This is a genomic window from Segniliparus sp. (assembly GCF_051660745.1).
Taxonomy (GTDB): domain Bacteria; phylum Actinomycetota; class Actinomycetes; order Mycobacteriales; family Mycobacteriaceae; genus Segniliparus.
In genome coordinates, this window is record NZ_JBOFQF010000044.1 from 74993 (window position 1) to 101458 (window position 26466).

At 69.1% G+C, this 26466-nt stretch carries 30 protein-coding genes; 17 read left to right on the forward strand and 13 right to left on the reverse strand.

Features of this window, described 5'->3' with window-relative positions; translation table 11 throughout:
- Genes ACRC20_RS16690 through ACRC20_RS16710 form a run of 5 tightly spaced genes read left to right on the forward strand, consistent with a single transcriptional unit; the run spans position 1 to position 4707 of the window.
- Positions 1-1233, forward strand: a complete 1233-nt coding sequence (locus ACRC20_RS16690; RefSeq protein WP_438687513.1) for an MlaD family protein — start codon at positions 1-3, stop codon at positions 1231-1233.
- Entirely contained in the window at positions 1230-2300 is a 1071-nt protein-coding gene (locus ACRC20_RS16695; protein WP_438687514.1) for an MlaD family protein, read from the forward strand. The genes ACRC20_RS16690 and ACRC20_RS16695 overlap by 4 nt, the downstream gene beginning before the upstream one ends.
- Positions 2297-3334, forward strand: coding sequence for an MlaD family protein (locus ACRC20_RS16700; RefSeq protein ID WP_438687515.1), 1038 nt, complete (start codon positions 2297-2299; stop codon positions 3332-3334). The genes ACRC20_RS16695 and ACRC20_RS16700 overlap by 4 nt, the downstream gene beginning before the upstream one ends.
- A gap of 9 nt (positions 3335-3343) precedes the next feature.
- Entirely contained in the window at positions 3344-4159 is an 816-nt protein-coding gene (locus tag ACRC20_RS16705) for a hypothetical protein (RefSeq protein ID WP_438687516.1), read from the forward strand.
- 26 nt (positions 4160-4185) lie between these two features.
- Complete coding sequence (locus tag ACRC20_RS16710; protein ID WP_438687517.1) at positions 4186-4707, forward strand: hypothetical protein; 522 nt, start codon at positions 4186-4188, stop codon at positions 4705-4707.
- A 21-nt stretch (positions 4708-4728) separates the two neighbouring features.
- On the opposite strand, the gene ACRC20_RS16715 is transcribed toward ACRC20_RS16710, so the two are convergent.
- Both ACRC20_RS16715 and ACRC20_RS16720 read right to left on the reverse strand, forming a co-directional pair.
- On the reverse strand, positions 4729-5253 hold the full coding sequence (locus ACRC20_RS16715) for an Rv0361 family membrane protein (RefSeq protein ID WP_438687518.1): 525 nt from the start codon (positions 5251-5253) through the stop codon (positions 4729-4731).
- A gap of 86 nt (positions 5254-5339) precedes the next feature.
- Positions 5340-5879 (reverse strand): hypothetical protein, encoded by a 540-nt coding sequence (locus ACRC20_RS16720; RefSeq protein ID WP_438687519.1) that lies wholly within the window; start codon positions 5877-5879, stop codon positions 5340-5342.
- Positions 5880-6159: 280 nt separating this feature from the next.
- Here ACRC20_RS16720 and ACRC20_RS16725 point away from each other — a divergent pair, with 280 nt between their 5' ends.
- Together ACRC20_RS16725 and ACRC20_RS16730 are read left to right on the forward strand one after the other, a co-directional pair.
- The gene (locus ACRC20_RS16725) at positions 6160-7413 is read left to right on the forward strand and encodes an acyl-CoA dehydrogenase family protein (protein WP_438687520.1); all 1254 of its coding nucleotides are present in this window, start codon (positions 6160-6162) and stop codon (positions 7411-7413) included.
- Positions 7410-8834, forward strand: a complete 1425-nt coding sequence (locus tag ACRC20_RS16730) for an LLM class flavin-dependent oxidoreductase (RefSeq protein ID WP_438687521.1) — start codon at positions 7410-7412, stop codon at positions 8832-8834. The genes ACRC20_RS16725 and ACRC20_RS16730 overlap by 4 nt, the downstream gene beginning before the upstream one ends.
- Here the strand turns inward: ACRC20_RS16730 and ACRC20_RS16735 are convergent.
- The gene (locus tag ACRC20_RS16735) at positions 8831-9280 is read right to left on the reverse strand and encodes a nitroreductase family deazaflavin-dependent oxidoreductase (protein WP_438687522.1); all 450 of its coding nucleotides are present in this window, start codon (positions 9278-9280) and stop codon (positions 8831-8833) included. The genes ACRC20_RS16730 and ACRC20_RS16735 overlap by 4 nt on opposite strands.
- Positions 9281-9370: 90 nt before the next feature.
- The gene (locus ACRC20_RS16740; protein ID WP_438687523.1) at positions 9371-9670 is read right to left on the reverse strand and encodes an MGMT family protein; all 300 of its coding nucleotides are present in this window, start codon (positions 9668-9670) and stop codon (positions 9371-9373) included.
- A 194-nt stretch (positions 9671-9864) separates the two neighbouring features.
- Here ACRC20_RS16740 and ACRC20_RS16745 point away from each other — a divergent pair, with 194 nt between their 5' ends.
- Positions 9865-11460, forward strand: coding sequence for an adenylate/guanylate cyclase domain-containing protein (locus ACRC20_RS16745; protein ID WP_438687524.1), 1596 nt, complete (start codon positions 9865-9867; stop codon positions 11458-11460).
- Here ACRC20_RS16745 and topA read toward each other — a convergent pair.
- Positions 11408-14224, reverse strand: a complete 2817-nt coding sequence (topA, locus tag ACRC20_RS16750; protein WP_438687525.1) for a type I DNA topoisomerase — start codon at positions 14222-14224, stop codon at positions 11408-11410. The genes ACRC20_RS16745 and topA overlap by 53 nt on opposite strands.
- Positions 14225-14344: 120 nt before the next feature.
- A complete protein-coding gene (locus ACRC20_RS16755) occupies positions 14345-14578 on the reverse strand; it encodes a cold-shock protein (protein ID WP_438687526.1) in 234 nt (77 codons plus the stop codon).
- On the opposite strand from ACRC20_RS16755, the gene ACRC20_RS16760 reads away from it, so the two are divergent.
- The 3 genes from ACRC20_RS16760 to ACRC20_RS16770 are packed head-to-tail and all read left to right on the forward strand — an operon-like array spanning position 14572 to position 16633.
- Positions 14572-14835, forward strand: coding sequence for a hypothetical protein (locus tag ACRC20_RS16760; protein WP_438687527.1), 264 nt, complete (start codon positions 14572-14574; stop codon positions 14833-14835). The genes ACRC20_RS16755 and ACRC20_RS16760 overlap by 7 nt on opposite strands.
- Positions 14836-14884: 49 nt before the next feature.
- Complete coding sequence (locus ACRC20_RS16765; RefSeq protein ID WP_438687528.1) at positions 14885-15850, forward strand: oxygenase MpaB family protein; 966 nt, start codon at positions 14885-14887, stop codon at positions 15848-15850.
- Between the two features lie 12 nt (positions 15851-15862).
- Complete coding sequence (locus tag ACRC20_RS16770; RefSeq protein ID WP_438687529.1) at positions 15863-16633, forward strand: thioesterase family protein; 771 nt, start codon at positions 15863-15865, stop codon at positions 16631-16633.
- Here ACRC20_RS16770 and ACRC20_RS16775 read toward each other — a convergent pair.
- The 7 genes from ACRC20_RS16775 to ssd form a co-directional block, all read right to left on the reverse strand.
- Positions 16611-16955, reverse strand: a complete 345-nt coding sequence (locus ACRC20_RS16775) for an Rv3654c family TadE-like protein (RefSeq protein ID WP_438687530.1) — start codon at positions 16953-16955, stop codon at positions 16611-16613. The genes ACRC20_RS16770 and ACRC20_RS16775 overlap by 23 nt on opposite strands.
- A 56-nt stretch (positions 16956-17011) precedes the next feature.
- On the reverse strand, positions 17012-17329 hold the full coding sequence (locus tag ACRC20_RS16780) for a TadE family type IV pilus minor pilin (protein WP_438687546.1): 318 nt from the start codon (positions 17327-17329) through the stop codon (positions 17012-17014).
- Positions 17330-17352: 23 nt separating this feature from the next.
- On the reverse strand, positions 17353-17514 hold the full coding sequence (locus tag ACRC20_RS16785) for a DUF4244 domain-containing protein (RefSeq protein ID WP_438687547.1): 162 nt from the start codon (positions 17512-17514) through the stop codon (positions 17353-17355).
- Positions 17515-17639: 125 nt separating this feature from the next.
- On the reverse strand, positions 17640-18236 hold the full coding sequence (locus tag ACRC20_RS16790) for a type II secretion system F family protein (RefSeq protein ID WP_438687531.1): 597 nt from the start codon (positions 18234-18236) through the stop codon (positions 17640-17642).
- Complete coding sequence (locus ACRC20_RS16795; protein ID WP_438687532.1) at positions 18233-19084, reverse strand: type II secretion system F family protein; 852 nt, start codon at positions 19082-19084, stop codon at positions 18233-18235. The genes ACRC20_RS16790 and ACRC20_RS16795 overlap by 4 nt, the downstream gene beginning before the upstream one ends.
- A 5-nt stretch (positions 19085-19089) precedes the next feature.
- Positions 19090-20193 carry a TadA family conjugal transfer-associated ATPase gene (locus ACRC20_RS16800; protein WP_438687548.1) on the reverse strand — a complete coding sequence of 368 codons (1104 nt, stop codon included), beginning with the start codon at positions 20191-20193 and terminating at the stop codon, positions 19090-19092.
- A gap of 5 nt (positions 20194-20198) precedes the next feature.
- Positions 20199-21260 carry a septum site-determining protein Ssd gene (gene ssd / locus ACRC20_RS16805; protein ID WP_438687533.1) on the reverse strand — a complete coding sequence of 354 codons (1062 nt, stop codon included), beginning with the start codon at positions 21258-21260 and terminating at the stop codon, positions 20199-20201.
- A 455-nt stretch (positions 21261-21715) separates the two neighbouring features.
- Here ssd and ACRC20_RS16810 point away from each other — a divergent pair, with 455 nt between their 5' ends.
- From ACRC20_RS16810 to ACRC20_RS16835, 6 genes are all read left to right on the forward strand, one after another.
- Positions 21716-22660 carry an ABC transporter substrate-binding protein gene (locus tag ACRC20_RS16810; RefSeq protein WP_438687534.1) on the forward strand — a complete coding sequence of 315 codons (945 nt, stop codon included), beginning with the start codon at positions 21716-21718 and terminating at the stop codon, positions 22658-22660.
- A gap of 34 nt (positions 22661-22694) precedes the next feature.
- Complete coding sequence (locus ACRC20_RS16815; protein WP_438687535.1) at positions 22695-23861, forward strand: ABC transporter ATP-binding protein; 1167 nt, start codon at positions 22695-22697, stop codon at positions 23859-23861.
- An 8-nt stretch (positions 23862-23869) separates the two neighbouring features.
- Positions 23870-24634, forward strand: a complete 765-nt coding sequence (locus tag ACRC20_RS16820; protein WP_438687536.1) for an ABC transporter permease — start codon at positions 23870-23872, stop codon at positions 24632-24634.
- Positions 24635-24637: 3 nt separating this feature from the next.
- Positions 24638-25324, forward strand: coding sequence for an ABC transporter permease (locus tag ACRC20_RS16825; protein ID WP_438687537.1), 687 nt, complete (start codon positions 24638-24640; stop codon positions 25322-25324).
- Positions 25325-25335: 11 nt separating this feature from the next.
- Complete coding sequence (locus tag ACRC20_RS16830) at positions 25336-25929, forward strand: putative glycolipid-binding domain-containing protein (RefSeq protein WP_438687538.1); 594 nt, start codon at positions 25336-25338, stop codon at positions 25927-25929.
- 95 nt (positions 25930-26024) lie between these two features.
- Complete coding sequence (locus tag ACRC20_RS16835) at positions 26025-26414, forward strand: CD225/dispanin family protein (protein ID WP_438687539.1); 390 nt, start codon at positions 26025-26027, stop codon at positions 26412-26414.
- The last annotated feature ends 52 nt before the right edge of the window (positions 26415-26466 follow it).

Sequence of the window (26466 nt, forward strand, 5' to 3'; positions counted from 1 at the left end):
ATGAGAAAACTCGCTTCGCTCGTCCTCGCCGACATCAAAAGGGTCTTCCGGCTCGTCCGCAAGCATCGGGCGCGAGGTGTCGCCCTGTTGGCCGTCGGCGCGACCCTCGTCGCCGCCGTCGCCGTCGCAGGCGTCAAGCTCTGGCCCGGTGTCTACGGCTACGCGAAGCAGACCTGGCCCGAGCTCCTCGCCAGCAGCCGGACGATCTGCGCCGACTTCACCGACGCCACCGGGCTCTACACCGGCAACAAAGTCAAGCTGCTCGACCTCGAAGTCGGCACGGTCACCGCCATCACCAACATGCCGGACTCCGTCCGAGTCGAGTTCACCGTGCCCCACGACCTCGACCTGCCCTCGGACGAGGGGGTCGTCACCATGAGCGACTCCATCGTGACCGACCGTCACATCGAACTTGTCAAACCGTACGGCGACGGCCCCAAACTCACCGGCTCGGGCTGCATCGGCCTGCAGTCCACCCAAACCCCGGTCGGCCTCAGCGATTCGCTCAGCTCCATCGACAAACTGGCCGACACCATCCTGGGCCGGAAGGAGGGCGACGACGCGCCGGACGGCGCGCAAGCCCCGGGGGCCGCCGCGATCAACGACAGCATCAAAGCCATGGCGCGCTCGCTGGACGGGATGGGGCAGCCGATCAAACAAAGCTTGGAGAACCTCGTCGCCGCGTTCGGGGACCCCTACCAGGCCGAAGCGGACTACCGCCTGCTGCTCGCGAACGGCACGGCCCTCACCTCCGGCCTGGTCCAGAACTGGAGCACCGTCGTCGACATCCTGAAGACCGCTCCCGCCTTGACCACATTCCTCCACGACGCGATGCGCCCTTTCACAAAATTCATCGAACACCTCGTCGCATTCCTGCCGATCCTGGTCGAGACGCTTGAGCGCTACGCCCCCCGGATCTACAACCTCGCGGACAAGATCGTCCCTTGGATCTCTGGCGTCATCAGCTGGCTCACCCCCCAGATCCTCTGGGTCATCAACCAGCTGCCGCCGGTCATGAACTGGCTGACCAACAGCTACCAGCCTGGCTGGGGCGCGTTCGACATCACATACGACCAGGCGCAGGGCGGCATGTCCAAGCCGATGGCCACCGCGCTCTGCGACGCGCTGCGGGCCCGCGACGTGCCGGGCATCGAGACCACCTGCGCCCCCGGCACGCCCCGAGGCGACGGTGTGGGCCTCGCGGACCTCTTGATGGGAGCGGCGCTGCGATGAAGCTGTCGGACACGAAGACCGCTCGCGTCCTGCTGGCGCTCGTCGGGGCGTTGGCTATGGGGCTGGCCTCGGCGTGCTCGCTCGACCCAACCGAGATACCGCTGCCCGGCACGCGCATCGGGGACGCCTCCTACCCGATCAACATCGAGTTCGCCAGCGTGCTGAGCCTCAATGCGAAGGCGAGGGTGGACTCGGACGGCGTCCAGATCGGCACGTTGGACCACGTCAAACTCGTCGGCAACACGGCGGTGGCCGTCGTGGACATCTTTTCCAACGTCAAGCTGCCGCAGAACACGCACGCGGAAATCCGGCAGTCCACCATCCTCGGCGACCTGTACATCGCGTTGACCCCACCGAACGCCCCTTCCCCGACCCTGTTGCGAACCGGCGACACCATCCCGCTCGCGAACACCGCCCCGCCGGACAGCATCGAAGACCTCCTCCGATCCGTCTCCTCCCTGGTCAACGGGACGAGTCTGACCGGCTTGTCCGACGCCTTCGCCAGCTTTCACAAGGTCTTCGGGGAGAACCCCGAGGAGATCGCGGAACTGCAGAAACAGCTGGCCGACATGCTGCACGACGTGGCGGACAACCAAGCCGTCCTCGACCGGCTCCTCGCCAGCGCGGACGCCTACGCCAGCACGGCTGCGGCCGACATGCCCGCCATCCTCGACATGCAAGCCAATCTGCGGTCCGGATCCCGCGTATTCAGCAAGATCATCGTGAACGTCGCGAGAACCTACATCGAGCTCGGGAACTTCTTCGGGACGCTCAATCCACTCGTCGACCGCAACGTCGCGGGCCTGGACCAGGCGCTCATCTTCATGACGCCGCTCGTCGCCGCCATCTCCACCTCCGACACGAATCTCTCGGTCCTCCTCAACCGAGGTTTAGGCCTGTTCCGCGACGCGGTGGTCGCATACTTCTGGAAAGACGGCGGGCCGCGCGTCACGGTCAACGCGGTGAACGTCCCGGACAAGGTGCTCGTCCTCGGCGGCGAGGACCCACAGGACCGCGCCGACGAGATGATCACGACGATGCAGACGATGGGGTTGCTGCCGCAATGAAACTCAGGCTCAACGTCGGCACAACGCTCCTGCTCCTCCTCGCGATCGCCCTGCTCGGAGCCGGATACATGTCGGTCGGCGTGCTCCACATGGGCGCGGTCAAAAAGACCACCCACGTCACGCTGCTGCTCAAAAAATCCGGCGGGCTCATGCCGACGTCCGACGTGACCATGCGCGGCATCAGGGTGGGGCAGGTCGCGAGCGTCCGGACCACCGCGGCGGGCCTCTCTGTCACGTTGGAGCTCGACAGCAGCCAGCGCGTGCCGCAGAACAGCGCGGTCGGCGTCGAGACGCTGTCCATCGCGGGCGAGCAGTACATCGACTTCAAACCCCTGAAGATCGCGCCGCCCTATCTGGAGGAGGGCGCGGTGATCCCGGCGAGCCAGGCGATCTACCACGCCACGGTCGGCGAAATGCTCGAACGGAGCAACGAGCTGTTCTCGGCGTTCGACCCCAAGGACCTGAAGACCATCCTCGACAACATCGCCGCGATCTTCCACGGCAGCGACAAGATGTTCGACCAATTGGCCTCAGACTCCGCCGTGTACGCCAGGATGATCCAGGAGAACAAGCAGCTCTTCGAGGTGCTGTTCGGCAATGTCGACTTCATCAACACGAACCTGGGGAAGATCAACGCGGGCGGCGTCCTCACCGGGATGAGCAAGCAGCTTTCCCCCGACGTGCTCGACTCCCTCGACCGATGGTTCCAACAGGTCCACCTCCTGCGCGACTACGTCATCGCCCACGAGGTCTTCACCCCGGACAATACCCTGGAGACGCTCGCCGCCAAGCTCGGCGAGTACCTCGACCTTCTGTCCGGCCCGATGGCCACGTTCGCGCCCGCCCTGGAGTCTGCGACCGCGCCCCTGTACAACGACAGGATCGATGTCGGCGGGTGGATCGGGCAATGGGGGTCCGCGATGGAGGACAACGGCGGCATCAAGGTGCGCGTGCACGTCAAAGGCCAGCCGCAACCGCAGGACCGACAGGCACATGACGAGCCGCAAACCCAAGAGGACCAGCCGCATTCCTAGGAAGGAACCATGAGCACAGACGACAAAGACGAGACGACTTCGGCAGAAGACACCGCTGCGGAGAAGACCGGCGAGAAATCCGAGGACGAGACGGTCTCGGCACGCGGCCCGGAAATCACTGTGCGAGACGCTTCCAAGAAGAAACCTGCAGGCGAGGACGCGAGCGCCTCCCGAGAGGAACAACGGGCCTTGTCGAGCTTCCCGTGGCCCTTGGTCGCCGCCCTGGCCGTGGTCGTCGCGCTCTGCGGGGCGCTCGTGTTCGGCTATCTCAAATACCGCGAAGCCGGGCAGCAGCTCGCGCAGCTCCACCAGACCGAGGCCGACCGGAGCACGGCGGAGAAACTGGCGAAGGACTACGCCCACAAATCGCTCACCTACACCTACCAAGACCCCGAGGGCTTCTTCAAGTCGGTCGAGGAGGGGGTCGCCCCGGCGCTCAAAGACAAATGGACCAGCGGGGCCGAGCTGCTCACCGAAATCATGCGGCAGGCGAAAGTCGAGTCGAGCGGCGAGATTCTCGCGGCCGAGGCGACCCCCCAGCCCGGGGGCGCCTACAAAGTCGTGGTGTCCACGAGCCAGACGACCAAGAACCTGCAGAACCCGCAGCCCCGGGTGTCTCCCCTCATCTTGCGGGTCATTGTCACCAAGATCGGCGACACCTGGCAGATCTCCGAGATCGGACCGGAGTCCGGCAGCAAGCCGCCCCTCCCGGGCGAGCAAGCCCCGCCCGGAGCCGCTCTTCCGCCTGTGGCGCCTACCAACCCCGTCCCGCCCATGCCTGCGAACCCGGGCGCCGCCGTGCCGCCCGTTCCCAGGGCTCGCTAAACGGAGCCAAGCAACGAAGGAGATCCATGCGCTTCCAACGATCCGCCGTCCCCGGAGCCGCCCTCTTGCTCAGCGTCTTCGGCGGGGCGGTCCCGCCCGCCGTGGCCGTCCCCGAACAGACGGCGCCGGACTGCGCGCTCCTCGACCAGATGTCCGCTGCCCTGCAGAACGAGGTCGGGCCGGGGGTCGGCGGCCTGCGCAGCGTCCTGAAACAGCCCTATGGGCTTTTCGAGGTGCAGCAGAACGACGCGAACACGAAAATGGACATACTCGAAGGCGGGGCCGCCCACCTGCGCGACCTCGACCGGGGCGGGGCGGTGCCGGGGCTCGCGCCGTTGCTTGGCCAGCTGGACGCCGCCGCAGCCGACATCCGGACGAGCACGGACGACATCTTCTACTTCCGCGTGATGAACAAGTTCTCGCAAATCGAGGTGCTCAGCAGGCGCCCGCTCCGGCCCGCGTACTGGGCGAAGCTCGACCACGCCGACGAGCTCTCCGACCAGATCGACGGCGTCCTCGGCAACGCTCGGAGCCGAGGCTGCAGCTGACCCCCCTGTCGGGGCGGGCGCTCATTCGCCGTCGCGCTCATTCGTCGTCGTGTTCGCTGCTTTGAAGGCGTCCCTCGACGAGGGGCACACCTTCCACTTGCCGTCTTCCTTGTGGAAGTAGAGCGTCCAGGCCGCCCCCTTCGCATCCGTGAAGGCGGCCATGCCGAGATCGTTGATCGTGGCGGAGCTCTTCACATCGATATCGCCCCGCGCGACCTTCGCGTCGCCGCGAAGGACAGCTTCGGCTTGCGCCGAGTCCGCCGAGCAGAGCAAACCGGCCAACGCGGCCGCGTCGTTCGCGTCCTCGGCGCGCTTGTAGTCCTTCGCCACAGACTTGACCTGCTGCGGGCCGCTGTCCGGGCTCAACGCCATCTTCCAGATGAACAGCGCGAAACCGCCGCCGCAGAGCAACAGCGCTCCGACGACCGAGAGCACGATCCACAGCACGGTGCGTTTCTTCTTCGGCGGCTGGGCCCCGTGCTGGGGCGGGAAATTCGGCGGCGGCCCGTACGGCTGCGAGAAAGGCGGCTGCTGCGGATACGTCATCGGGTCCTCCCGTGTCTCGCGATCGACATTGCGCACAAGACTACGCCCGGCCTTTCGCCCGACCGCAGTCTCGTCGGCGAATTCGATCAGCCCGAGACGCGCCGCTTGTACTGGGCGGAGCAGAGCCCCTTCATAGTCTGTTCCGCCACCACTTCGCCGTCCACGGTGATACGGCACGTGTAGGAGCTGCCGCGCGCGTCTCCTCCGGTCCACGCGTTCCACGCCTCGGGGCCCTGCAGTCGCCCGTTGCCGTCGACCAGCGCGTCGTCGCCGAGGGACGTTCCGTTGGCAATGCCGGTCAGCCCGAGATCCAGGCCTTTGAAAGGCTTGGAGTCCGGGGCGCGCCCCGCGCGGCCGAAGTCGGACTCGCCGATCTTGAGGTCGACGGTCCACGGCAGCTCGACCGCTTCCTCCACGAGATGCTTCTCGGTCGGATCAGCGTGGTCGCGCAGATCCCCGGTGTATCGGACGAGCAGGGAAGAGCCGCCCCCTGCCGCCTCGATCGAGTACTGCACGTCGTGGTAGACCACTTCGGCGGCGGCGGATTGCGCCACAACAGCCGACGACGCCCCCAGTCCGATGGAGGAGACCACGGCAAAAACCCGAGTACTGACGCGACCGAGCACGGCGGGCTCCCTTCGTCCAGAGAATTTCAGATGAATAAAGATACTCATGTAATAGTGGCATAGAACAGTTTCCGGCGCATCTTTTCACCATTAATATAATGAGTATCCGATATTAAAATAATATATCGAGACGTTGCGGGCTGGGCGGCCACGCGCTTTCGCTCACCCAGAGTCTCACCGCCGACATGCCGTCGCATGCGCTCGCGAACTGCGGCAACGCCCGATCCGCCGGGTGGCGGGCTCGCGCAGATCCCCGAAAGCCGTTCCCCGGCTTCCTAGCATGGCGCACATGCCCAGTGCTGTGCTCTCCCCAGCCCCGAGCGACGCGGAACTGCGTTCGCTCTTCCACCCGGTCTTCGCGGAAATCGCCAAAGGCGCGGTCGAACGCGAACGCGAACGACGGCTTCCCTTCGACGAGATCCGGCTCCTTCGCGAGGCGGGCTTCACCCGCCTGCGCGTCCCGCAGGAGTTCGGGGGCTTCGGCGCGAGCCTGCCGCAGGTGTACCGCCTGCTCATCGACCTCGCCGAGGCCGAGTCGAACCTGCCGCAGGCGCTTCGGGTGCACACCGGCCTCATCGAGGACCTCCGTTTGGACACAGACCCGGCGCGGCGCGAGCACTGGCTGCGCAAGGCAGGCGAAGGCGCCCTCTTCGGCAACGGGATCACCGAGCTCGGCGCGGGTTTCACCGACGGGTTCCAGACCAAGCTCGTCCAGGACGGCGAAACGTTCCGGCTCGACGGCGAGAAGTTCTACTCCACCGGCAGCCTCTTCGCGGACCACATCCTCGTCGCGGCGCAATACGGCGACCAGCGGGTCGGCGTGCTCGTCGACGCCGACCAGCCGGGGGTCTCGCAGCAAGACGACTGGGACGGCTTCGGGCAGCGGCTCACCGCGAGCGGCACCTCCCGGTACGAGGGCGTGCAGGTCTCCGCCGACCGGATCTTCGAGCGCGGCTACGGCACCCCCGGCCCTGGCCATCAGACCGCCCTGTTCCAGCTCGTCCAGCTGTCCGTGCTCGCGGGCATCGCCAAGCGCGCGGTGGCCGACATCGTCGCGGTCACCCAGAGCCGCACCCGGACCTACAACCACGCGCTCGCCGACCTGCCGAAGGACGACCCGCTCGTGCAGCAGGTGATCGGCCGGGGCGAGGCCGCCGCGTTCGCCGCACGGGCGACCGTGCTCGCGGTCGCCGACCTGCTCGGCGCGGTCCTGGACCAGTTGAACGCTGGCGAGGAGGTCTCGTCCGAGGCGTACGACGAGGTGGAGCTCGCCGCCGCGAAGGCGCAAAGCTCCGTGATCCCGCTCGTCCTGCGCGCGGTCACCGACCTCTTCGAGGTGGGCGGGGCTTCGATCACCCGCTCCGACAAGGCGCTCGACCGGCACTGGCGCAACGCGCGCACGATCTCGCTGCACAACCCGGTGATCTACAAGGAGCAGCGCATCGGAGACAACCTGCTCAACGGCGCCGCGCCGCCGTACGCGTGGACTGTCGGAGAACGACAGGGCCCGTCGAACCAAGGAGTCAGCAAGTGACCGAGCCCCGGAAGATCCGTTTCAACGCGTTCGACATGAACTGTGTGGCCCACCAGTCGCCGGGCATGTGGCGCCACCCGAACGACCAGGCCTGGCGGTACAAGGACCTGGCCTATTGGACCGAGCTCTCGAAGCTGCTCGAACGCGGCAGATTCGACGGGTTGTTCATCGCCGACGTCCTCGGCACCTACGACGTCTACGGCGGCTCGGACGAGACCGCCATCCGCGAGGCGGCGCAGATCCCGGTGAACGACCCGATCCTGCTGACCTCCGCGATGGCCCTGGTGACCGAGCACCTCGGCTTCGGGATCACTGCGGGCACCGCTTTCGAGCACCCCTACCCGTTCGCCCGCCGCCTCTCCACGCTCGACCACCTCACGGGCGGGCGGATCGGGTGGAACGTCGTCACCGGCTATCTGCCCTCGGCGGCCCGGAACATGGGGCAGGACCACACCGAGCACGACGCCCGCTACGACCACGCGGACGAGTACCTCGAAGTGCTCTACAAGCTGTGGGAAGGCTCCTGGGAGGACGACGCGGTCATCCGCGACCGCGAGCGCGGCGTGTTCACCGACCCCGACAAGGTGCACCACATCGGCCACGAGGGCACGTACTTCTCGGTGCCGGGCATCCACCTGTCCGAGCCCTCGCCGCAGCGCAGCCCGGTGATCTACCAAGCGGGCGCCTCCTCGCGAGGGGTCAATTTCGCCGCCAAGCACGCCGAGTCGATCTTCATCTCCGCCCCGGCGAAGCACGTGCTCAAGGAGCGCGTCGCGGCGATCCGCTCCGCGCTCGTGAAGGCGGGCCGCGACCCGTACTCGGCGCGGATCTATACCCTCCTCACCGTCGTCACCGACGAGACCGAGGCGCTCGCGCAGGCCAAGCACGACGACTTCCTCAAGTACGCGAGCCCGGAGGGCGGTTTGACGTTCATGTCCGGCTGGACCGGCGTGGACTTGTCCAAGTACCACCCCGACGAGCCGATCGGCAATGTGAAGTCCAACGCGATCCACTCCGCCCTCGCCGCGCTCCAGGCCCCCGACGACGAGGGCCGCGAGTGGAAAGTCGGCGACATCGGCCGAGCCGCCGCCATCGGAGGCCTCGGCCCGAGGCTCGTCGGCTCGCCGCAGCGCGTCGCCGACCAGTTGCAGGACTGGGTCGCGGAGACCGATGTGGACGGCTTCAACCTCGCATACGCCGTCACTCCTGGAACCTTCGAGGACATCGTCGAATTCATCATCCCCGAGCTTCGCAAACGCGGCCTCTACCAGGAGGAGTACACGCCCGGCACACTGCGCCACAAGCTCTTCGGGAAAGGCGACCGGCTGCCCGAGGAGCACATCGGCAGCCAGTACCGGATCGGCGGGCCGCGCTCAACGGCGCTCCCCCGCCGCAGGGCGGGCGAGCCGGTCGCGGTCTAATCCGCGGGCGTGAGGGTGAAGAGCGGGAACACCCGCTCCGTGCGGGTCGTGTACTCGGCGTAGGGCGGGAAAGCGGCCACCGCGCGCTCCCACCAGAGCTCGCGCTCCTGCGGGTCCTCGACCTCCTCGGCGCGCACCGTGCGCACCTGCTCCTTGTCGCGCAGCTCGAACACCGGGTTCGCGCGCAGGTTCGCGACCCACGCCGGGTCCTTCGGAGCGCCGCCGATCGAGCCGACCGCGAGGTACACCCCGTCGTGCTCGACCCGCATGAGCGGCGTCTTGCGGATCTCGCCGGACTTCGCCCCCTTGGGATACAAGATCACCACGGGCATGCCCTCGATGTCTGCGGCCTTGGCCCCGCCGCTCGCCTCGTATGCCTCGATTTGCTCGTTGACCCATGTCTTCGGGTTCTGCGCGATGTAGTCGAAGGTGAAGTTCTCAGCCACATTCATCCGAACGCCGCGCCCCGCGCCGGTATTCCCGGCAGCGCGCCACGACAGCGGCCGGGAGAACAGCGCCCCCTGGAGAACAGCGCCTTAGAGAAACGTGTGCCGCCGCTCGCGCAACGGCACCCGTCCGTCCACGGACAGCACCCCCTCGGCCCGCAGCCGGGCGAGCTGCTCGGCAGCGATGTGCGCCGCTGGGCGGCCCGACGCGCCGATGACCCGGTGCCACGGCAGATCGGCGGAGTCCTCGCGCATGATCCACCCGACCTGCCGCGCGTTCGTGAGCCCGGCGGCTTTCGCGATGTCGCCGTATGTGGCGACCCGCCCGGCGGGGATCGACGCGACGAGCGCGCGCACCCGCTCGAAATCGGCGTCGGTCACGGACGGCATGGAAGCAGTCTAAAGAAGGCCCGGCTCGTCGGCGCGCAGGAACCCGGCGAGCATGTCGGGCGGGCGCGCGGATCGTCCGCGACGTGTTTTCGCGACATCGCCCAGGTCTGACCCGTTCCCCGCAGGCCCGACCGCATGATCATGCGACGATCATCGGCTACTGTGGTCGAATGCGCCGGAGCAGACTCGCTGAGTTGGGACTCACCCCGCGCGAGATCGCCAAGCTCGCGCGCTGGCTGCCTCGGACGCGCTGGCCGCTGGTCATCCTCTACGTCGTCTACGCGAATCTGCTCGGAGCCATCATCGTCTTCGGCTTCCTGAAGTTCGCGCTGCCGCCGGAAGACTCCGTCTCGTACACCGACATCGGCGACCGCAGCTCGCAGCTGCTCTTCCTCGCGGTGCTCGCGCTCGGGGTCTTCGTCTCCACCGCGCTGGGCCTGCGCCACGCCCTGCCGACGCTCTTGTGGAACCAGCGCAGCGGGAACGTGGCGAACCCGCAGGCCGCCAAGGACCGGGCGCTGCGCCTCCCCGCCGCGCAGATGTGGGCCTCGGCCTCCGTATGGTTCTTCGGCTCCATCGTCTTCGTCGGGTTCATCGCCCGCCACTCGCTCCGGCTCGCCCTCATCGGCGGCTACGGGGCGCTCATCGGCGGCTCGGTGATCTGCATGATCATCTATTTGCGCTCCGAGCAGGTGCTGCGCCCCATCATCAGCGAGGCGATCGCCGCCGGGGCCGAGACCAAACGGGCCAGCCGGGTCTCCCGGCGGGTCCGTGTCGTGTGGCTCCTCTGCTCCGGGGTGCCCGTCGGCGCCATCTTCGGCATCGTCGCGGGGCACGAGATCGGCGTCCTGCACGGCAGCACGGACCAGCTCCTCCTGCCCATCCTCGTCACCTCGGCCATCGTGATCGGCGTTGGCCTGCTCGCGGCGGGCTCGCTGGCCAACGGCATCGGCGGGCCGGTCCGCCAGCTGCGCGACGCGATGCGCCAAGTGGAGCAGGGCGACCTGACGGCGCAGGTCGAGGTGAACACCACGACCGAGCTCGGGCTCCTGCAGTCCGGGTTCAACAGCATGCTCCGCCAGATCCGCGAGCGCGAGCGGTTGCGCGCCTTGTTCGGCCAGTTCGTCGGGGCCGACGTCGCGCAGCGCGCGGTCGAGCGAGGAGTCCAGCTCGGCGGCGAGGAGCGGTTCGTCGCCGTCCTGTTCGTCGACTTGGTCGGCTCGACACGGCTCGCCTTCCACCTCGGCGCCCCCCGCGTGGTGAAACTGCTCAACGAGTTCTTCCACGCCGTGGTGGACGTGGTCGGGGCCGAGGGCGGCTACGTGAACAAGTTCCAGGGCGACGCCGCCCTTGTCGTCTTCGGCGCCCCGCTCGAACTGGAGAACTTCGCCGGGCACGCGCTCCGGGCGGCGCGGGTCCTGCAGGAGGTGCTCGCCGGGCCGCTGCACGAGACGAACGTCGGCATCGGAGTCTCCGCAGGCCCCGTCGTCGCCGGGCATATCGGCGCGGACGAGCGGCTGGAGTACACCGTCATCGGGGACGCGGTCAACGCGGCCGCGCGGCTCTGCGAGCTCGCGAAGTCGGAGCCGGGCCACCTGCTCGCCTCGGCGGAAGCCGTCGCGCTCGCCGACCCGGACGAGGCCCGGCATTGGATCCTCGGCGAGGAGGTCCCGCTGCGCGGGCGCGACGCGCTCACCCAGCTGGCCCGCGCACGAGACCCGGACCCGGAACCTCCGATCAGCTCGTCGGCTTCTTCGCCGCAGGCTTCCGAGCAGCAGGCTTCTTCGTAGCGGCAGTGGTCTTCGGCGCGGCCCGCCGCGCGGCGGGCTTCTTCGCCGGACCGGCCGCCCGACGGTCCGCGAGCAGCTCCGAGGCCCGCTCGTCGGTCAGCGTCTCCACCTCGTCGCCCTTGCGCAGGCTCGCGTTCGTCGTCCCGTCCGTGACGTACGGGCCGAACCGGCCGCTCTTGACCACCATCACGACGCCGCTGACCGGGTCCGTGCCGAGCTCGCGCAGCGGCCCCGCGGCCGCCTGGGCTCCCCGGCGTTTGGGCTCCGCGTAGAGCGCGAGCGCCTCCTCAAGGGTGACGTTGAACAGCTGGTCCTCGTTCGCGAGGGAGCGCGAATCCGTGCCGCGCTTGAGGTACGGCCCGAACTTCCCGTTCTGCGCGGTGATCTCCTCGCCGGTATTCGGGTCGACGCCGACAGCGCGGGGCAGGGACAGCAGCCGCAGGGCGTCGTCGAGCGTCACCTGCTCCGGGTCCATGGACTTGAAGAGCGAGGCCGTGCGCGGCTTGGGCGCGGCGGCCTTCTTCGTCTTGGCCTTCTCTTCTTGCTGCGCTTGGACCGCCGAGGGCAGCAACTCGGTCACATACGGCCCGAACCTGCCCTCTTTCACGACGAGCTCATGGCCGGACTGCGGGTCCAAGCCCAGCACCCTCCCCTCGCTCGGGGTGGCGAACAGCTGCTCCGCGACCTCGGGGGTGAGCTCGTCCGGCGTGAGGTCCTGATGCAGGTTCGCGCGCTGCGAGACCAGCTCGCCTTGGTCGTCTTTGACCATCCGCTCCAAGTACGGCCCGAATTTGCCCACCCGGACCCAGATCTGACGGGCCTCGGAGTCCTCGAACACCGGGATGGAGTTGACCTCCCGCGCGTCGATGGTCTCCGCGTTCGCGCCGACGAGGCGTTTGAGCCCGCCCGCGCGGGCCACCGAGCGGGCCGGGCCGTTCTCGTCGCCGTAGTAGAACCGGTTGAGCCACGGGGTGCGGTGCTCCCGGCCTGCCGCGATGGCGTCGAGCTCGTCCTCCATGTGCGCGGTGAACTCGTAGTCGACGAGCGGGTCGAAGTAGGCCTCCAACAGGCCGACGACCGCGAACGCCACCCAGGCAGGCACCAGCGCCGCGCCCTTGCGATAGACGTAGCCGCGCTCCTGGATCGTGTCGATGATGGCGGCGTAGGTGGACGGGCGGCCGATGCCGAGGTCTTCGAGCGCCTTCACCAGCGAGGCCTCGGTGTACCGGGCGGGCGGCGAGGTGGCGTGCTCGGCGGGCGCGGCTTCGCGGGCCGCGACGTTCTGCCCCTTGGCCAGCTGCGGAAGACGGCTCTCGGCGTCGTCGGCCTGGCCGCCCGCGAGCTCGTCCACCGTCTCCACGTACGCCCGGAGGAAGCCCTGCGTCGTGATGACCAGGCCCGAGGCCGCGAACACGCAATCGCGAGCCGCGCCCGCCGCCGTCGTGGTCGTCGTCAGCCGCAGGCTCGTGCTCGTGCCCCGCGCGTCCACCATCTGCGAGGCGACAGTCCGCCGCCAGATCAGCTCGTACAACCGCAGCTCGTCGCCGTCGAGCGTCCCCGCGAGCTGCTCCGGGCGCGCGAAGGACTCGCCTGCCGGGCGGATCGCCTCGTGCGCCTCCTGGGCGTTCTTCGCCTTGCTCGCGTACTGCCGGGGGGCCTTCGGGATCGCGTCCGCCCCGTAGAGCGCCGTCGCCTGCGCCCGCGCGGCCTCGGTCGCCTGCTGCGAGAGCGTGACCGAGTCGGTCCGCATATACGTGATGTGGCCGTTCTCGTACAGCCGCTGCGCGAGCCGCATGGTCCGGTCGGTGGAGAACCGGAGCTTCCGGCTCGCCTCCTGCTGCAGCGTCGACGTCATGAACGGCGGGTACGGCCTGCGCGAGTACGGCTTCTCGGCCACATCCGCGACGTCCAGCTGCGCGCCGACGAGCGCCTCGGCGAGCGAGCGCGCCTCGGCCTCCCCCACGATGCGCACCCGGTCGGGGTTCGTCGGCTCGCCCTGCGGCGTGAAGTCGCGGCCCGAGGCCACGCGCAGCCCGTCGAGCTCCACCAGCTTCGCGGAGAACTCCGGGCTCGAGGCCACTGTGACCGACAGGTCCCAGTACGAGGCCGAGCGGAACGCCATCCGCTCGCGCTCGCGCTGCACGATGATGCGGGTGGCCACCGACTGCACCCGCCCCGCGGACAGCCTCGGCATCACCTTCTTCCACAGCACCGGGCTCACCTCGTAGCCGTAGAGGCGGTCGAGGATGCGCCGGGTCTCCTGGGCGTCCACGAGGTCGGTGTCCAGGTCGCGGGGGTTCGCCGCGGCGGCAAGGATGGCGGACTCGGTGATCTCGTGGAACACCATCCGCCGCACCGGGACCTTGGGCTTGAGGGTCTCCAGGAGGTGCCAGGCAATCGCCTCGCCCTCCCGGTCGCCGTCGGTCGCGAGATAGAGCTCGTCGACCGACTTCAACTTGTCCTTCAGATCGGTGACCGTGGACTTCTTCTCCGGGCTCACCACGTAGAGCGGGTCGAAGTCCGCCTCGACGTTGACCCCGAGCCTGGCCCATGGCTCCGACTTGTACTTCGCCGGGATGTCCGCCGTGCCACGGGGCAGGTCGCGGATGTGGCCTCGGGACGACTCCACGACATAATTGCCGCCGAGGAAGGAGGCGAGCTTGCGGGCCTTCGTCGGGGATTCGACGATCACCAGCCGTCGAAGCCCGTCGCCGCCTGAGCCGCGTGTGTCGTCCGCACTGCGCCGTGCTGCCACCGTTGCCATACCTTCCCGGTTGTTCGTTCGCGAGCCAGCCGAGCGCCGCGAGTCGTCACACTCTATTTACCTCAAACCCGAGAAGACGCGGATCTGAGGCGCCTCCGGCGTGTCCGACCCGCCGGACGATCACTGCCCCTGATTGGGGAGCGGAACCTCGTCCGCCGCGCGCACAGCGGTGGCGTGCAGGTCCTTTCCGACCAATGCCGTCTCGAACTCCACCCTCTGGCGCTCGACCAGTTTCCGAAAGCCTCTGCCTTCGATGGCGGTGTATCGGACGAACACCTCGGCGGAACCGTCGTCAGGAGCAATGAACCCGAAACCCTTCTCAGGGTCGAACCACTGCACAGTTCCCAATGCCATTGGCCGGAGTTCCTCCTTGTGACACCTCGGGCGAGCTCGTTCTCGTCCAAGTAGTAGAGCACATCCTGCAAGCTGCGCACCACTTCGAGCGCCGATCGGCGGCCAGCCCGGGCGCGCCGCGCCTGCAACGCGCCCCGAACGGCATGGCCGCGCGGGCGTTGCCCCGCTGGGCGTTGTGGCCGCTCCCGCAGTGGCGAGGATGCGCTCCGCCGCGCCTGCAGGCATTCCCCGAGTTCTCGCGCGCCCGCCAGATGTGAACATGTTAGTGTACGACTATATTTCTAACAAAATGCTTCAGGAGGCCCCATGAGCGCTCGTACCACCCAGCCCGCGCCGTCTGAGCTTTCCGACGGCAGCCGTTTCCAGCTGTATTTCGGAAGCCTCCTCTTCGCCCTGTTCGGCGCAGCCGTCTTCGACCAGGTCATGCTGCCGGAAGTGGCGGCCGGGGTGGAATGGACCGGGCGGGTGCGCAACACCCCGTTCGAGCGGGCGGCGCGCACAGCCGCGGCGGACCAGGTGGTGTTCGGGGGCTCCGCCGCCGACAACGAGGCCACCGGCCGCTGGTTGCGCGAGGCGCACCGAGCGGTCAAGGGCGTCGGCTTCAACGGCGTGCGGTTCAGCGCGCTCAACCCGGAATCCTGGAACTGGATCATGGCGAGCACGATCCTCGCCTACCAGGGCGCGTACACCCCGATCACCGGCGACAAGCTCGACGACGCGGGCCGGCAGAGGCTCTACGAGGTGATGCTGGGCAAATTCGAGCATGTGCAGCTGCCAGGGAAGCACGCCCGCCTCCCCGCCCAGTACTCCGATCTGCTCGATTGGTACGAATCGGTCCTCGAAGCCAAGGGCGAGCACAACATCGCCCTCGGCAAAGCCGTCGACACCTTGCTGCGCGCCCCGTTCCCCCCGTTCCTCCCTCCCTTCCTGAAACCGCTGTGGCCGCCCCTCGCGACGGCGGTCGGGCACATCGCGGCCGTCTGCTCGTTCGGAGCCATGCACCCCAAAGCCCGCGCCCTCACCGGCTTCCGGTGGACGAAGCGGCACGACTTCGAGTTCCGGATCGTCAGCCGGGTCCTGCCGGTCCTCTACGCCCGGCTGCCCAAACGGCTCACCATGTCCCCGCTCGCGTACCACCATTGGCGCTATACTCAACTTGTGGAGCAGTACATGGCCATGCAACTGGGCTCTTTCGCGCCCGGCTGCCCGATGTCTGGGACATCGCGGACGCAGGGCCAATCTGCAGGCTCTCCCCAGCCACAACCAGCTTGAGATAGCGAGACGATGACTGAGCCGTACTACCGCCGCGCCGACAACGGCTTCCGCGCGACCGAGTCGACAACGGGGTACTGGACCCCAGGGGCGCAAGCGGGCCTGCCGCCCATCATGCTGGCCGCTTCGCGTCTGGAAGAGTTCGGTTCCACGCTCGGCGAAGGCAGGATCGCGCGCCTGACGTTCGATTTCCTCCGACCCGTTCCCGTCGGCCTGTTGCACGTCATCACCAAGGTGGCGCATGCCGGGCGGTCGACGACGCTCCTCGAAGCAGACATCGTCGTCGACGACAGCGTCGTCGCCCGAGCCTCGGCGTGGTGGCTCAGCGCGGCGGACACCGCACGGCTCGCGACAGACCGGTACGAGCCCCTTCCCGACACTCCAGCCGTCGGCGAAGCCTTTTGGCATGGCCACTCCGGCATGCCGTCCACGCTCGCCACCCGCACGCAGGAGGGGATCGGCGACGACAACGTCATGTGGCTCTCCCCGACTGTCCCGCTCGTGGACGACGAGCCGCCCACCCCCCTCGCGGCGCTGTGCGGGATCGCGGACATGGTCAACGGCGTCGGCATGGTCACCGACTACCGGCGGGTCGCCGCCATCAACGTCGACCTCGGCGTCCACATCCACCGCCAGCCCGCCTCCACCGAGATCGGCGTGCGCGGCAAGACGTCCATCGGCCCCGACGGCATCGGGGTCAGCTCGGGCCTGCTCTACGACGCGCACGGGTTCGTCGCGACCGCCTCCATGGCCGTGCTCATCAGGGAGAAAGGGCCGAGGTGACCGGCGCAGGCCCCGCACGGGCCGTCGCCCGCGCCGGGCCTGACGCGAAACCGGGCGCCGCAGTGTCGACCTCCACGACGACGAGCACGTCCAAATCGACCGTCTGGCAGGAGACGAGCCGCCCGGCGGACCGCCCGGCAAAGGCGCGGGCGGCGGCGCACGCCGCCGCCTCGCCGTCCAACGCCCGGTAGGCTCCCGCCAAAGCCGCGAGATCCGCCGCCGCCTGCGCCCGATGCCTGGCCGAGACGGCCGCTCCTGCCCAGCTGAGCAATACCGTGAACGCCACGAGCGTCGCGATGACGAACGCGCTGGCCACCGTCATCGAGCCTTGCTCGTCGCGCAGCGACGCAGGAGATCGCCGCCTGGACGGCGGGGAACTCATGGACCGGCCACCGGTTCCATGGCCGCGACGGCTTTCGCGCCAAGGTCGAGCGAGGCGAGCCACTGCGCTTTGAACGTCACCGTGGCGACAACCTCTCCCGGTCCCTCCTCGATCCTGATGTCCGCGCCGCGCGGCCCGACTCGTTCGGCCGCAGAGCTCGCATGCCCCAGATCTCCCCTCGAAGCCAACCTGGCGGCCTCGCGCGCGGCGTCCACACATCGCACGTGGTCGCCGACCGCGAGCAATGCGACCGCAGAGCCGAAGAGCACGAAAAGAATCGAGGCAACGCCTATGGCGCTCTCCACCGTCACCATGCCCGCTTCGCCGCCGGGCCCGCTCACACGCTCGTCGACAGCGCCCTCTCGATGATCTTCTGCAGAAACGAAGCCACCGAGCCGCCGGTGACCACCGTGTACAAAACAGCGCCGAACGCGGCTGCGGCAATCGTCCCGATCGCGTACTCGACCGTGCTCATGCCTTCCTCGCGCCCCCCGAACATGATAATTCTGCTGGCGAGCAGGACTCCCTGCCGCTTCCATGTCGACCACCACATGTGGCCCCCTTTCTCTTCATTCGTCCGACTCTCGGACGAAAGCCCTTTCGGCCGCTTCTGGCTCGCCACGCTCACAGGACGCGCCCGCCGTCCCCGAAGACCTCTGAGCCCAGGCCGATGATCACCGGGATCACGCCAAGGCAGAGAAAAGCGGGCAAGAAGCACAGGCCGAGCGGCCCGGCGAGCAGCACCCCGGCGCGGCCCGCTCCCGCAGTCGCTTGGTCGAGCGCATCGGCCCGGACCGCCGCTGCGAGCTCGACGAGCCCGTCGGCCAATGCGGCGCCGCTGCGCGCCGACCGCTTGGCCATCCGGGCGAGCGGAGCTGTGGCGGGCAGTTCCGCCGCGTCTTCCCAAGCCGCCTGGGGATCCGCGCCGAGCTGGAGCGCATGCGCCGCTTTGACCAGCACGGCGGAGAGCGGCGGCGGGGCTGATCTCGCAACCGCCCGCAGCGCGACCGGGGTCGGCAGGCCTGCTTGCAGGCTGACTGCGAAAAGGTCGTAGCTCGCGGCCAGTGCGAGCGGATCCAGGCGGGCGGCCTCCGCCCCGGAACGCAAAGGGGCCGCAGCCCGCGATCTGATTCGCGACAACCACAGCTGCGGGCTCGGCGCGACGAGCAGCGCCAACGCCAGGCTCGCCGCCGCGCCTGCCCACGAGAGCGCCCACGTCATCTGCCCGCCCCTGCCGTGATACGCCTCGACCAGGCGGCCCCGGCGCACACGAACCCGCACCCGGCCGCAAGGAGGAGGGATCCGGATCCGGACAGCAGCACCCGCAGCGGCTGGGCTCCAATCGCTTGCCCGAGCAGCACGCACAGCGCGGGCAAGGCCGAGAGGATCTTCGCCGTGGACCGCGCGCCCGCCAGCGCCGCGTCCGTCCGCTCGCCGAACCGGATCTGCTCCACCACATCGGCCCGGAGCGCGCCCAACACCTGTGCCATCGGCACCCCCTCCCGATGCGACAGCTCCCAACAGGACGCGAGCCGTTCCCACAATGCCCCGCCTGCTCCCAGCCCAGCGCGCCGGGCAGCCCGAGCCCGTCTGCGCAGCCCCTCGCCGACGTCCCCTCCGAGCCGAGCCCGTGCGGCCACCTCGCGCATGGTCTGCGCGGCCTCGTTCGCCCCAGAGTCCGCCGTCGAGGCGCATTCCGCCGCCGCCGCGGCGAACGCGTGCGCGGGGTGCGCGCCGACACGGAGCTCGTCCACCACTGCCATGAGCGCCGCCTGGACCGCAGCCGCATGCTCTCGTTCTCGGACACGGGCGCGGCGCGCCCGCCACGCGGCCCGCGCACTGGCCGAGACCAGGAGCACGGCCACGCCGAGCCCTGGCCGCACGAGAAGCAGCACGCCTCCCGGCGCCCACCACGCCTGTTCGAAAAGACTCGCCACAAGGCCCATGCGCCGGCTGGCGCAGATCCGGCCCGCCCGCCTCGCGCCCCGAGGACGAAGGCCGCGCACCCGGCTCGTCGCGACGGCCGACGGCCAGATCCAGAGCGCGCACGCGCCAAGCAGGGCAGCCATGGCAATCATCGGGCCGACCACACCGCCCGGACGGCGACGAAGCCGTCGTGCAGGTCGAGCCGGGCAATCTCCGCGAGCGTCCTCGCGCCAGACGGGTCTCTGCGCATATGGAAGACGAGACGCACAGCGGCGCCGAGCTGCCCGTGCAATCCCCGACGATCCAAACCGCCCGTCGCCGCGAGCGCCTCCAATCTCGCGGGAAGCTCGTTCGGCGAATTGCAGTGCACGGTCCCCGCACCGCCGTCGTGGCCGGTGTTGAGGGCCGAGAGCAAGTCCACGACCTCCGCGCCCCGCACCTCGCCGATCACCACCCGGTCTGGGCGCATCCGCAGGGTCTGCCGCACCAACTCGCGGACCGTGACCTCGCCTGCGCCTTCCACATTCGGCTTGCGGGCCACGAGCGACACCACGTGTGGATGCGCCGGGGCCAGCTCCGGCGAGTCTTCGACCAAGACGATCCGCTCCCTCGGGCACACCTGCGCCAAAAGCGCAGAGAGGAGCGTCGTCTTGCCAGATCCGGTGCTGCCCGTCACCAGGAAGGAATGCCGTTCCGCGATCGCGCGCCGCATGAGCGCTGCCGCCGCCGGATGCGCAGAGCCTCGCGCGACGAGCTCGGCGAGGCTCTGCGTGGCGGGCCGGAGCACGCGCAACGCGATCGACGTGCCCCGGACCGCGAGCGGCGGAAGCACGGCGTGCAGCCGGATGTCGCAACCTCGATGCCCGAAGCCCGGCAGCCTGCCGTCCACGAACGGCTGCGCCTCGTCGAGGCGGCGGCCTGCGGAAAGCGCCAATCGGCAGGCCAGCCTGCGCACCGTCGCCTCGTCCGCGAAGGACACCGATGACCTGGCCAGCCCTTGGCCACGGTCCACCCAGACCTGGTCGGGGCCATTGACGAGGATGTCGCACAAATCCGGTTCGGCGAGCAGCTCCTCCAACGGCCCGGCGCCGAGGAACTCGACACGCAATGCGCGCAACGCGTCGAGGACGTCGGTGTCGCCAAGCAGGCCGCCCGCCTCTGCCCGAACCGCCTGGGCCAGCACTTCATGGGTGATCGCGCCGCCTCGTCGCGCAAGACGCTCGCGCACCCGCTCGACCACCGGGGCAGTCATCGTCCTCATCGTCGGGCCGTCTTCTCTCGGCATCGCCCGAGCACGGCTTCGGCGGCGCGCAGCACGCTCGAACGGCCGCGCAGGACCAAGCCGCCGCGCTCGGCGCTGACTGCGATCTGATGCTCGTGGTGCATCACTCCGAGCAGTGGCAGGCCTGCCTCCGCTGCCGCTCGCGCAAGACGCAGACCGCCGGGCGACGGACCCCGCGCCACCGCGCCCACGCTCGCGCAAAGGCGGGAGAGCGCTGCCGAGAGCACGCGCCCCGCCGCGATCGCCCGCAGCTCCGCGGGCAGGACCACGACTGCGCAGTCCGCAGCCTCCACCACCGCTTGCTGCAGATCTCCCCACTGACGAGGGAGGTCGACGACGACCGTGTCCCCGGCAGAGCGCGCGCTGTCGACCACCGCGAGCGCGGCCTCCGTCTCGATCTTCCCCAGCTCGCCGCACCCTGCGGCGAGCACGGAGAGACTGCTTCCCCGCCTCGGCAACGCCTCATGCAGCGCCGTCGCCGACACCCTCCCCCCGGAGAGCGAGAGGTCTGCCCAGCGCAGCCCCGGCTCCCGCTCCATGCCGAGCACCACGTCGAGCCCCCCGCCGAGCGGATCGAGGTCCACAGCGAGCGACCTCGCGCCCGACCTGGCCGCGACAAGGGCTGTCGCCGCTGCCAGCGTGGACGCTCCCGCGCCCCCTCTGGCCCCGACAACTGCGATGACCCGCCCTCCGCCGACACGGCTTTCGACCGCTTCGCCGACCAATCGCACCAGTTCGCGCTCCTGCTGGGGAAGCGAGAGGACGTGGCCCGCTTTGGCGTGCACAGCGAGCCGCCACCCTTCTTGCGGCGCGGCTGCCGCGTAGACGAGCACGGTCGCGCCGTCCCTCGCCGGGCGTTCGGCCACGCACCACCGCGCGACGTGCTCGTCCATCACCACGACCCCAGCCGTCCGCCATTGCCGCCGGTCGATCCGTGGCGGCGACTCGACGCAGCCCCGCTGCTCGACCAGGCCGCGCCCCGCAGCCGCGACCACCTGCCTGACCTGCTCCGCGAGCGCAGGATCGGCGACAGCCATCAGAACTTCTGGAGCCGCAGGCTTCCGAGCGGGACGGCTCGGCTTGGCGGGGGCTTCGGATTCTCGGAACAACCTCATGCGGTCCATAGTTCCGGCGCTCCGAGGCCGCAGACGGCGGTTTCGGGGAATTGTGGACAAGTATTTCCGCCATCCACAAATGGCTCGTGCCACAAACGATCATCGCGAGCGAAATCGCGTCAATGCCAAAAAACCGAACATTCAAAGAGAAAAGTGACACACAAAAACAACCCTCGACCGAAAAAAGATAGGGGACGGCCCCAGTGTGTTCGTGGGGGGAGGGATACTAGGGCCGTCGCGCTCAGCCCCGGGGGGTCAGGCTGAGCACCCCCGGAAACGAGTCCGGGGTGCTTATATACTACACACCCACACGCAATCCGCAAACGTTGAGGTGCATCGCTCACCGGCCTCGGCGGCAGACCAGGAAGGACACCGCCATGCGATCGTGGACGCGCCTGACGGCGACCGCTTTGGCCCTCGGGCTCCTCACCGCCTCGTGCGGATCATCGGACCCGTTCTCGTCCGATTCCAACACGGATCCAGACCCGAACACGATCACCGTCGGCTCGGCTGCGAGCCCGGAGTCGGAGGCGGTCGCAGACATCTACATCCTCGCCCTGCGCGCCAACGGCTTCCACGCGGGCGGCAAGCAAGGCGTCGGCCAGCGCGAGGGCTACATCCCGGCCCTGAGCTCGGGCGAGATCAGCGTCATCCCCGAATACACCGGCAACCTCCTGCACTACCTGAACAAGGAGGCCAAGGCCGCCACGGCGGAGCAGATCAAGGCCGAGCTGGACCAGGCGCTCGCCGCCGTCAAGCTCGTCGCCTACGCACCGGCTCCCGCGTCCAACACGGACAGCATCGCCGTCACCAAGAAACTCGCCCAGGCCTGGGGCCTGGCCTCGATCGCCGACCTCGCCCCGCACGCCGCAGAGCTCAAGGTGGCAGCAAACGCGGAATTCCAGCAGCGCGCGCAAGGCCTCGCGGGCCTGCGGGAGATCTACGGCATCGACGTCCCGCCGGACCATTTCGTCGCGATCAACGACTCGAGCGGGCCCGCGACCATCAAAGCGCTGCGCGACGGCCAGGTCCAGGGCGCCAACATCTACACCACCACCCCGGCCCTGGCCGAGGGGGACCTCCTGGTGCTCGCCGATCCCAAGGGGCTGTTCCCGCCGAACAACGTCGTGCCCGTGGTGAGCTCGCGCAAAGACACTCCCAAGCTGCACCGCGTCCTCGACGCGGTATCGGCCCAGCTCACCACCGACGACCTCGCCCAACTGAACCGGGCGATCTCCGGAGACGGCAAGCAGGAGCCAGAGGACGCGGCCGCCGCATGGCTCAAAGCGCACGGCCTCGACCGCCCGCTGGCGCAAAACTGAATCCGGAGAACGAGCAGTGAGGAACCGCACGGATATGCCCGAGCCCAGCGCACACCAGCCCAGCGCGATCGAATTCGAGTCCGTGTCGGTCCGCTTCCCCGACGGCACCCAGGCCGTGCAGGACCTCGACCTCGCCATTCCCGAGGGCTCGTTCACCGTGTTCGTCGGCCCGTCCGGATGCGGGAAGACCACGTCGATGCGGATGATCAACCGACTGGTGGAGCCCACCGGCGGGCATGTGCAGGTCGGCGGGAAGGACGTGCGCGAGCTGGACCCGGTGAAGCTGCGCCGGGGCATCGGCTACGTCCTCCAGCACGCGGGCCTGCTGCCGCACAAGACCGTGGCGGACAACATCGCGACCGTCCCCATCCTCAACGGGACCCCGAAACGCGACGCGCGCTCGGCCGCGCTGGAGCTTCTGGACCGGGTCGGCCTGGACCAGAGCCTCGCGACCCGCTACCCCGGCCAGCTCTCGGGCGGGCAGGCCCAGCGGGTCGGCGTGGCCCGCGCGCTCGCCGCCGACCCGCCGGTCATGCTCATGGACGAGCCGTTCTCCGCCGTGGACCCGATGGTGCGCGACAGCCTGCAGGCGCAGATGAAGACGCTCCAGTCGGAGCTGAAGAAAACAATCGTGTTCGTCACCCACGACATCGACGAGGCGCTCCTGCTCGGCGACCGGATCGCCGTGTTCGGCCCCGGCGGCAAGCTCCGCCAGTACGCCACCCCCGACCTGCTGCTGACCTCCCCCGCCGACGAGTTCGTCGAATCGTTCATCGGGCGGGACCGGGGGTACCGGGCGCTCGGCTTCGACGAGGCGCGCGGAGTCGAGCTCGTCCCGATCGAGACCTCGACGGAGGCGGAGCTCGCAGGCCTCAGCCTCAAACACGAGGCGTGGCGGCTGGTGGTCGACCAATCCAGAGAACCGCTCGGCTGGATCAACGACCACGGCCTCCGGGCCCTGGCGGGCGGCGCGAGCCTGGACGACAGCCTCACGGCGGGCGGCTCGCTCTTCCGCCCCCAAGACAGCCTGCGCCAGGCGCTCGACGCCGCCCTGTCCTCCCCCTCCGGCCTCGGCGTCGCCGTGGACGAGGCGGGCTCGCTCCTCGGAGCCGTCGACCCCCGCCAAGTGCTCGACCTCGCGGAGGCCGGACGGCAGGAATACGAGGACCACCGCTGGGCCGGCAACGGCTCCAAGGCGTAAAGGCTGCGATGAACTGGCTCGTGCACCATTGGGGGAAGGCGTGGCCCATGGCGTGGGAGCACGCCTGGCTCTCCCTCCTGCCGATCGTCGTCGGCGTCGCGATCGCCCTCCCGATCGGCGTCGCGGTCGCCCGCAGGCCTTGGGCCAGGCGGATCTCCGACGTGCTCAGCAACATCGTGTACACCATTCCGTCGCTGGCGCTTTTCGCCGTGCTGCCCGGCGTGCTCGGCTTCGGCTTCCTCAGCCCGCTCAACGTCGTCGTCGCGCTCACCTTGTACACGGTCGCCATGCAGGTCAAGAGCATCCCTGAGGCATTGGCCGCAGTGGACGCGAACGTGCTCGAAGCCGCCGACGCGATCGGCTGGTCCCCCGTGGCGAGGCTTGTGAAAGTGGACCTCCCGCTCGCCGCCCCGGTGCTCATCGCCAATCTCCGGGTGATCGCCGCCGCGAACATCTCCATGGTGGCGATCGGCTCGGTCATCGGGGTCGGCGGGCTCGGCCAGCTGTTCCTGAGCGGCTACCAGCGCGATTACCCCGACCTCATCGTGGCGGGGATCCTCGCGGTCCTCGTCCTCGCGCTCGCCGTCGACCTGGCCCTCGTGCTGCTGGGCCGCGCCCTCACCCCCTGGACGCGCCCAACACGCCCGTCGGCCCAGAAGGATGGGATCCAAGGCGGCAGGCGACGTGGCGTACAGAGACAGGCGAGGAACGAGCCCGGTACGCGAGGAGCCGACAACGCAGGAGACCGCCTTCTGGGCGGCGGGAAGCGGTAGCCGATGTCGCATTGGATCTCTCTAGCGTGGCAGTACCTGTCCGCGCCGCAGCGCTGGCAGCTCCCGCAGGACTGGTGGGCCGGGGCCAGCATTCCCGCGCTGCTCTTCCAGCACCTCGCGTACACCGTGCTCGCCGTGGTGCTCGCCTCCCTCGTCGCAGTGCCGTTGGGCCTCGTGGTGGGGCACACCGGCAAAGGCGGCGCGCTCGTCGTCGGCGCCGTGAACACGCTGCGCTCCATTCCGACGCTGGGCGTGCTGCTGCTCGCCCTCTTGGTCCTCGGCATCGGCTACACGCCGCCGATCCTGGCGTTGACCCTGCTGGCCGCCGCCCCCGTGCTCGCGGGAACCTACGCGGGGATCTCGAACGTCGACCCGAGGATCGTCGACGCGGCGCACGCGATCGGCATGCCCCGCCGCGACGTGTTGCTGCGCGTGCAGCTGCCGTTGGCGCTGCCGCTCGTCCTCGACGGCGTGCGCGGCGCGACCATGCAGGTGGTGGCCACCGCGACCGTCGCCGCGTACGCAGGCCTCGGCGGCCTTGGCTCCATCCTCATCGAAGGAGTCCAGTTGCGCCGCTACGACCAAGTCCTCGCCGGGGCAGTCCTGGTCACGGCGTTGACGCTGCTGCTCGACGGCGTGCTTTCCTGGGCAGTGCGGGCCAGCGCCGCCAAAAGGCGGCAACCCCGCTAAAGTGAGGGGATATGAGCGTCCCCGACCTGACCGCCAGCCCGAACTCGTGGCCTGCGATGTTGACCTGGAACGGCCACGAGGCCACGCAGCTGGAGTCTGCCAGGGTCAACCTCTCAGGCAACCGTATCCGCGCGTACGGGCGGATCATCTCGGCCACGAACGCCAAGCACGAGGCTTTTTCCGCCTCGTACGACGTCGTCACCGACGAAGAGGGGATCACTCAGCGCCTTTCCGTGAGCGTCCTGCGCGCGGGCGGCGACCGCCAGGTGTCGATCACCAGAGACACCCAGGGCAACTGGCTCGTGCACACGCTCGGCAGCGTGGTCAAGTCCGGCTTCAACGGGGCGCTCGACGTGGACATGGAGCTCTCGTCCTTCTTCAACACGCTGCTGCTGCGCCGCGCCGGGCTGCACCGGCAGGCCCAGGACGTCGACGTGCCGGTGATGTACCTGCGCCTGCCCGAGCTCGAAGTCTCCGAGGTCACGCTGCGCTACCGCGTCGACCCCGGCGGCATCCGCGTCGTCTCGCCGGTCTCGGAGAGCGTGATCACGATCGATTCGGACGGCTTCATCCTCGACTACCCCGGGCTCGCGCACCGCGTCTGAACGCCGTGTCCGCCCGCGCAAATGATCATGCGTGTAGGGTGGAGAGCACCATAGCGGCGCTGCTCACGCGGCAGGAACGAAAGGCGGATCTTCCCATGACGTACCCACCCGGTCAACAGTTCCCCGGCTCCGACCCGAACCAGCCGAGCCTCTCCCCGTACGCGGCCTCGGGCCCTGTGGGGGGCCCGGCCGGCCTGCCCTCCGCCGCAGGCCCGGCGAACGTCCCGCCGCCGAGCAACATCGGCTGGGCGATCGCCGGAGCGTTTTTCCTGCTGCCGCTCGCGCTCGCCGCGTTCTTCGCCTCGTCCAAGGTCGAGGTCCTCTGGCGCCTTGGCGATTTCGCGGGCGCGGAGAAGGCCTCGGCAGACGCCAAGAAATGGGGCAGCCTCGCCCTGTGGATCGGCCTTGGGCTGCTCGCGCTCGGCTGCATCAGCTACGTCGGCCTGATCGCCGCGGCGGTGTCCTCGATCCCCTCCACCTCGTAGCAGGCCCCGTCCCCGTGTTCGGCCTCGTCGGGCTGCGCGCACCGCAGCCCGA

What these genes read in the sequence shown, in the direction of transcription:
- ACRC20_RS16690 (WP_438687513.1), top strand. Translation starts at nt 1, where the DNA reads ATGAGAAAACTCGCTTCGCTCGTCCTCGCCGACATCAAAAGGGTCTTC.
- ACRC20_RS16695 (WP_438687514.1), top strand. Translation starts at nt 1,230, where the DNA reads ATGAAGCTGTCGGACACGAAGACCGCTCGCGTCCTGCTGGCGCTCGTC.
- ACRC20_RS16700 (WP_438687515.1), top strand. Translation starts at nt 2,297, where the DNA reads ATGAAACTCAGGCTCAACGTCGGCACAACGCTCCTGCTCCTCCTCGCG.
- ACRC20_RS16705 (WP_438687516.1), top strand. Translation starts at nt 3,344, where the DNA reads ATGAGCACAGACGACAAAGACGAGACGACTTCGGCAGAAGACACCGCT.
- ACRC20_RS16710 (WP_438687517.1), top strand. Translation starts at nt 4,186, where the DNA reads ATGCGCTTCCAACGATCCGCCGTCCCCGGAGCCGCCCTCTTGCTCAGC.
- ACRC20_RS16715 (WP_438687518.1), bottom strand. Translation starts at nt 5,253, where the DNA reads ATGACGTATCCGCAGCAGCCGCCTTTCTCGCAGCCGTACGGGCCGCCG.
- ACRC20_RS16725 (WP_438687520.1), top strand. Translation starts at nt 6,160, where the DNA reads ATGGCGCACATGCCCAGTGCTGTGCTCTCCCCAGCCCCGAGCGACGCG.
- ACRC20_RS16740 (WP_438687523.1), bottom strand. Translation starts at nt 9,670, where the DNA reads ATGCCGTCCGTGACCGACGCCGATTTCGAGCGGGTGCGCGCGCTCGTC.
- topA (WP_438687525.1), bottom strand. Translation starts at nt 14,224, where the DNA reads ATGGCAACGGTGGCAGCACGGCGCAGTGCGGACGACACACGCGGCTCA.
- ACRC20_RS16760 (WP_438687527.1), top strand. Translation starts at nt 14,572, where the DNA reads ATGCCATTGGCCGGAGTTCCTCCTTGTGACACCTCGGGCGAGCTCGTT.
- ACRC20_RS16755 (WP_438687526.1), bottom strand. Translation starts at nt 14,578, where the DNA reads ATGGCATTGGGAACTGTGCAGTGGTTCGACCCTGAGAAGGGTTTCGGG.
- ACRC20_RS16765 (WP_438687528.1), top strand. Translation starts at nt 14,885, where the DNA reads ATGAGCGCTCGTACCACCCAGCCCGCGCCGTCTGAGCTTTCCGACGGC.
- ACRC20_RS16770 (WP_438687529.1), top strand. Translation starts at nt 15,863, where the DNA reads ATGACTGAGCCGTACTACCGCCGCGCCGACAACGGCTTCCGCGCGACC.
- ACRC20_RS16775 (WP_438687530.1), bottom strand. Translation starts at nt 16,955, where the DNA reads ATGACGGTGGCCAGCGCGTTCGTCATCGCGACGCTCGTGGCGTTCACG.
- ACRC20_RS16780 (WP_438687546.1), bottom strand. Translation starts at nt 17,329, where the DNA reads ATGGTGACGGTGGAGAGCGCCATAGGCGTTGCCTCGATTCTTTTCGTG.
- ACRC20_RS16785 (WP_438687547.1), bottom strand. Translation starts at nt 17,514, where the DNA reads ATGTTCGGGGGGCGCGAGGAAGGCATGAGCACGGTCGAGTACGCGATC.
- ACRC20_RS16790 (WP_438687531.1), bottom strand. Translation starts at nt 18,236, where the DNA reads ATGACGTGGGCGCTCTCGTGGGCAGGCGCGGCGGCGAGCCTGGCGTTG.
- ACRC20_RS16795 (WP_438687532.1), bottom strand. Translation starts at nt 19,084, where the DNA reads ATGGCTGCCCTGCTTGGCGCGTGCGCGCTCTGGATCTGGCCGTCGGCC.
- ACRC20_RS16800 (WP_438687548.1), bottom strand. Translation starts at nt 20,193, where the DNA reads ATGACTGCCCCGGTGGTCGAGCGGGTGCGCGAGCGTCTTGCGCGACGA.
- ssd (WP_438687533.1), bottom strand. Translation starts at nt 21,260, where the DNA reads ATGGCTGTCGCCGATCCTGCGCTCGCGGAGCAGGTCAGGCAGGTGGTC.
- ACRC20_RS16810 (WP_438687534.1), top strand. Translation starts at nt 21,716, where the DNA reads ATGCGATCGTGGACGCGCCTGACGGCGACCGCTTTGGCCCTCGGGCTC.
- ACRC20_RS16815 (WP_438687535.1), top strand. Translation starts at nt 22,695, where the DNA reads ATGCCCGAGCCCAGCGCACACCAGCCCAGCGCGATCGAATTCGAGTCC.
- ACRC20_RS16820 (WP_438687536.1), top strand. Translation starts at nt 23,870, where the DNA reads ATGAACTGGCTCGTGCACCATTGGGGGAAGGCGTGGCCCATGGCGTGG.
- ACRC20_RS16825 (WP_438687537.1), top strand. Translation starts at nt 24,638, where the DNA reads ATGTCGCATTGGATCTCTCTAGCGTGGCAGTACCTGTCCGCGCCGCAG.
- ACRC20_RS16830 (WP_438687538.1), top strand. Translation starts at nt 25,336, where the DNA reads ATGAGCGTCCCCGACCTGACCGCCAGCCCGAACTCGTGGCCTGCGATG.
- ACRC20_RS16835 (WP_438687539.1), top strand. Translation starts at nt 26,025, where the DNA reads ATGACGTACCCACCCGGTCAACAGTTCCCCGGCTCCGACCCGAACCAG.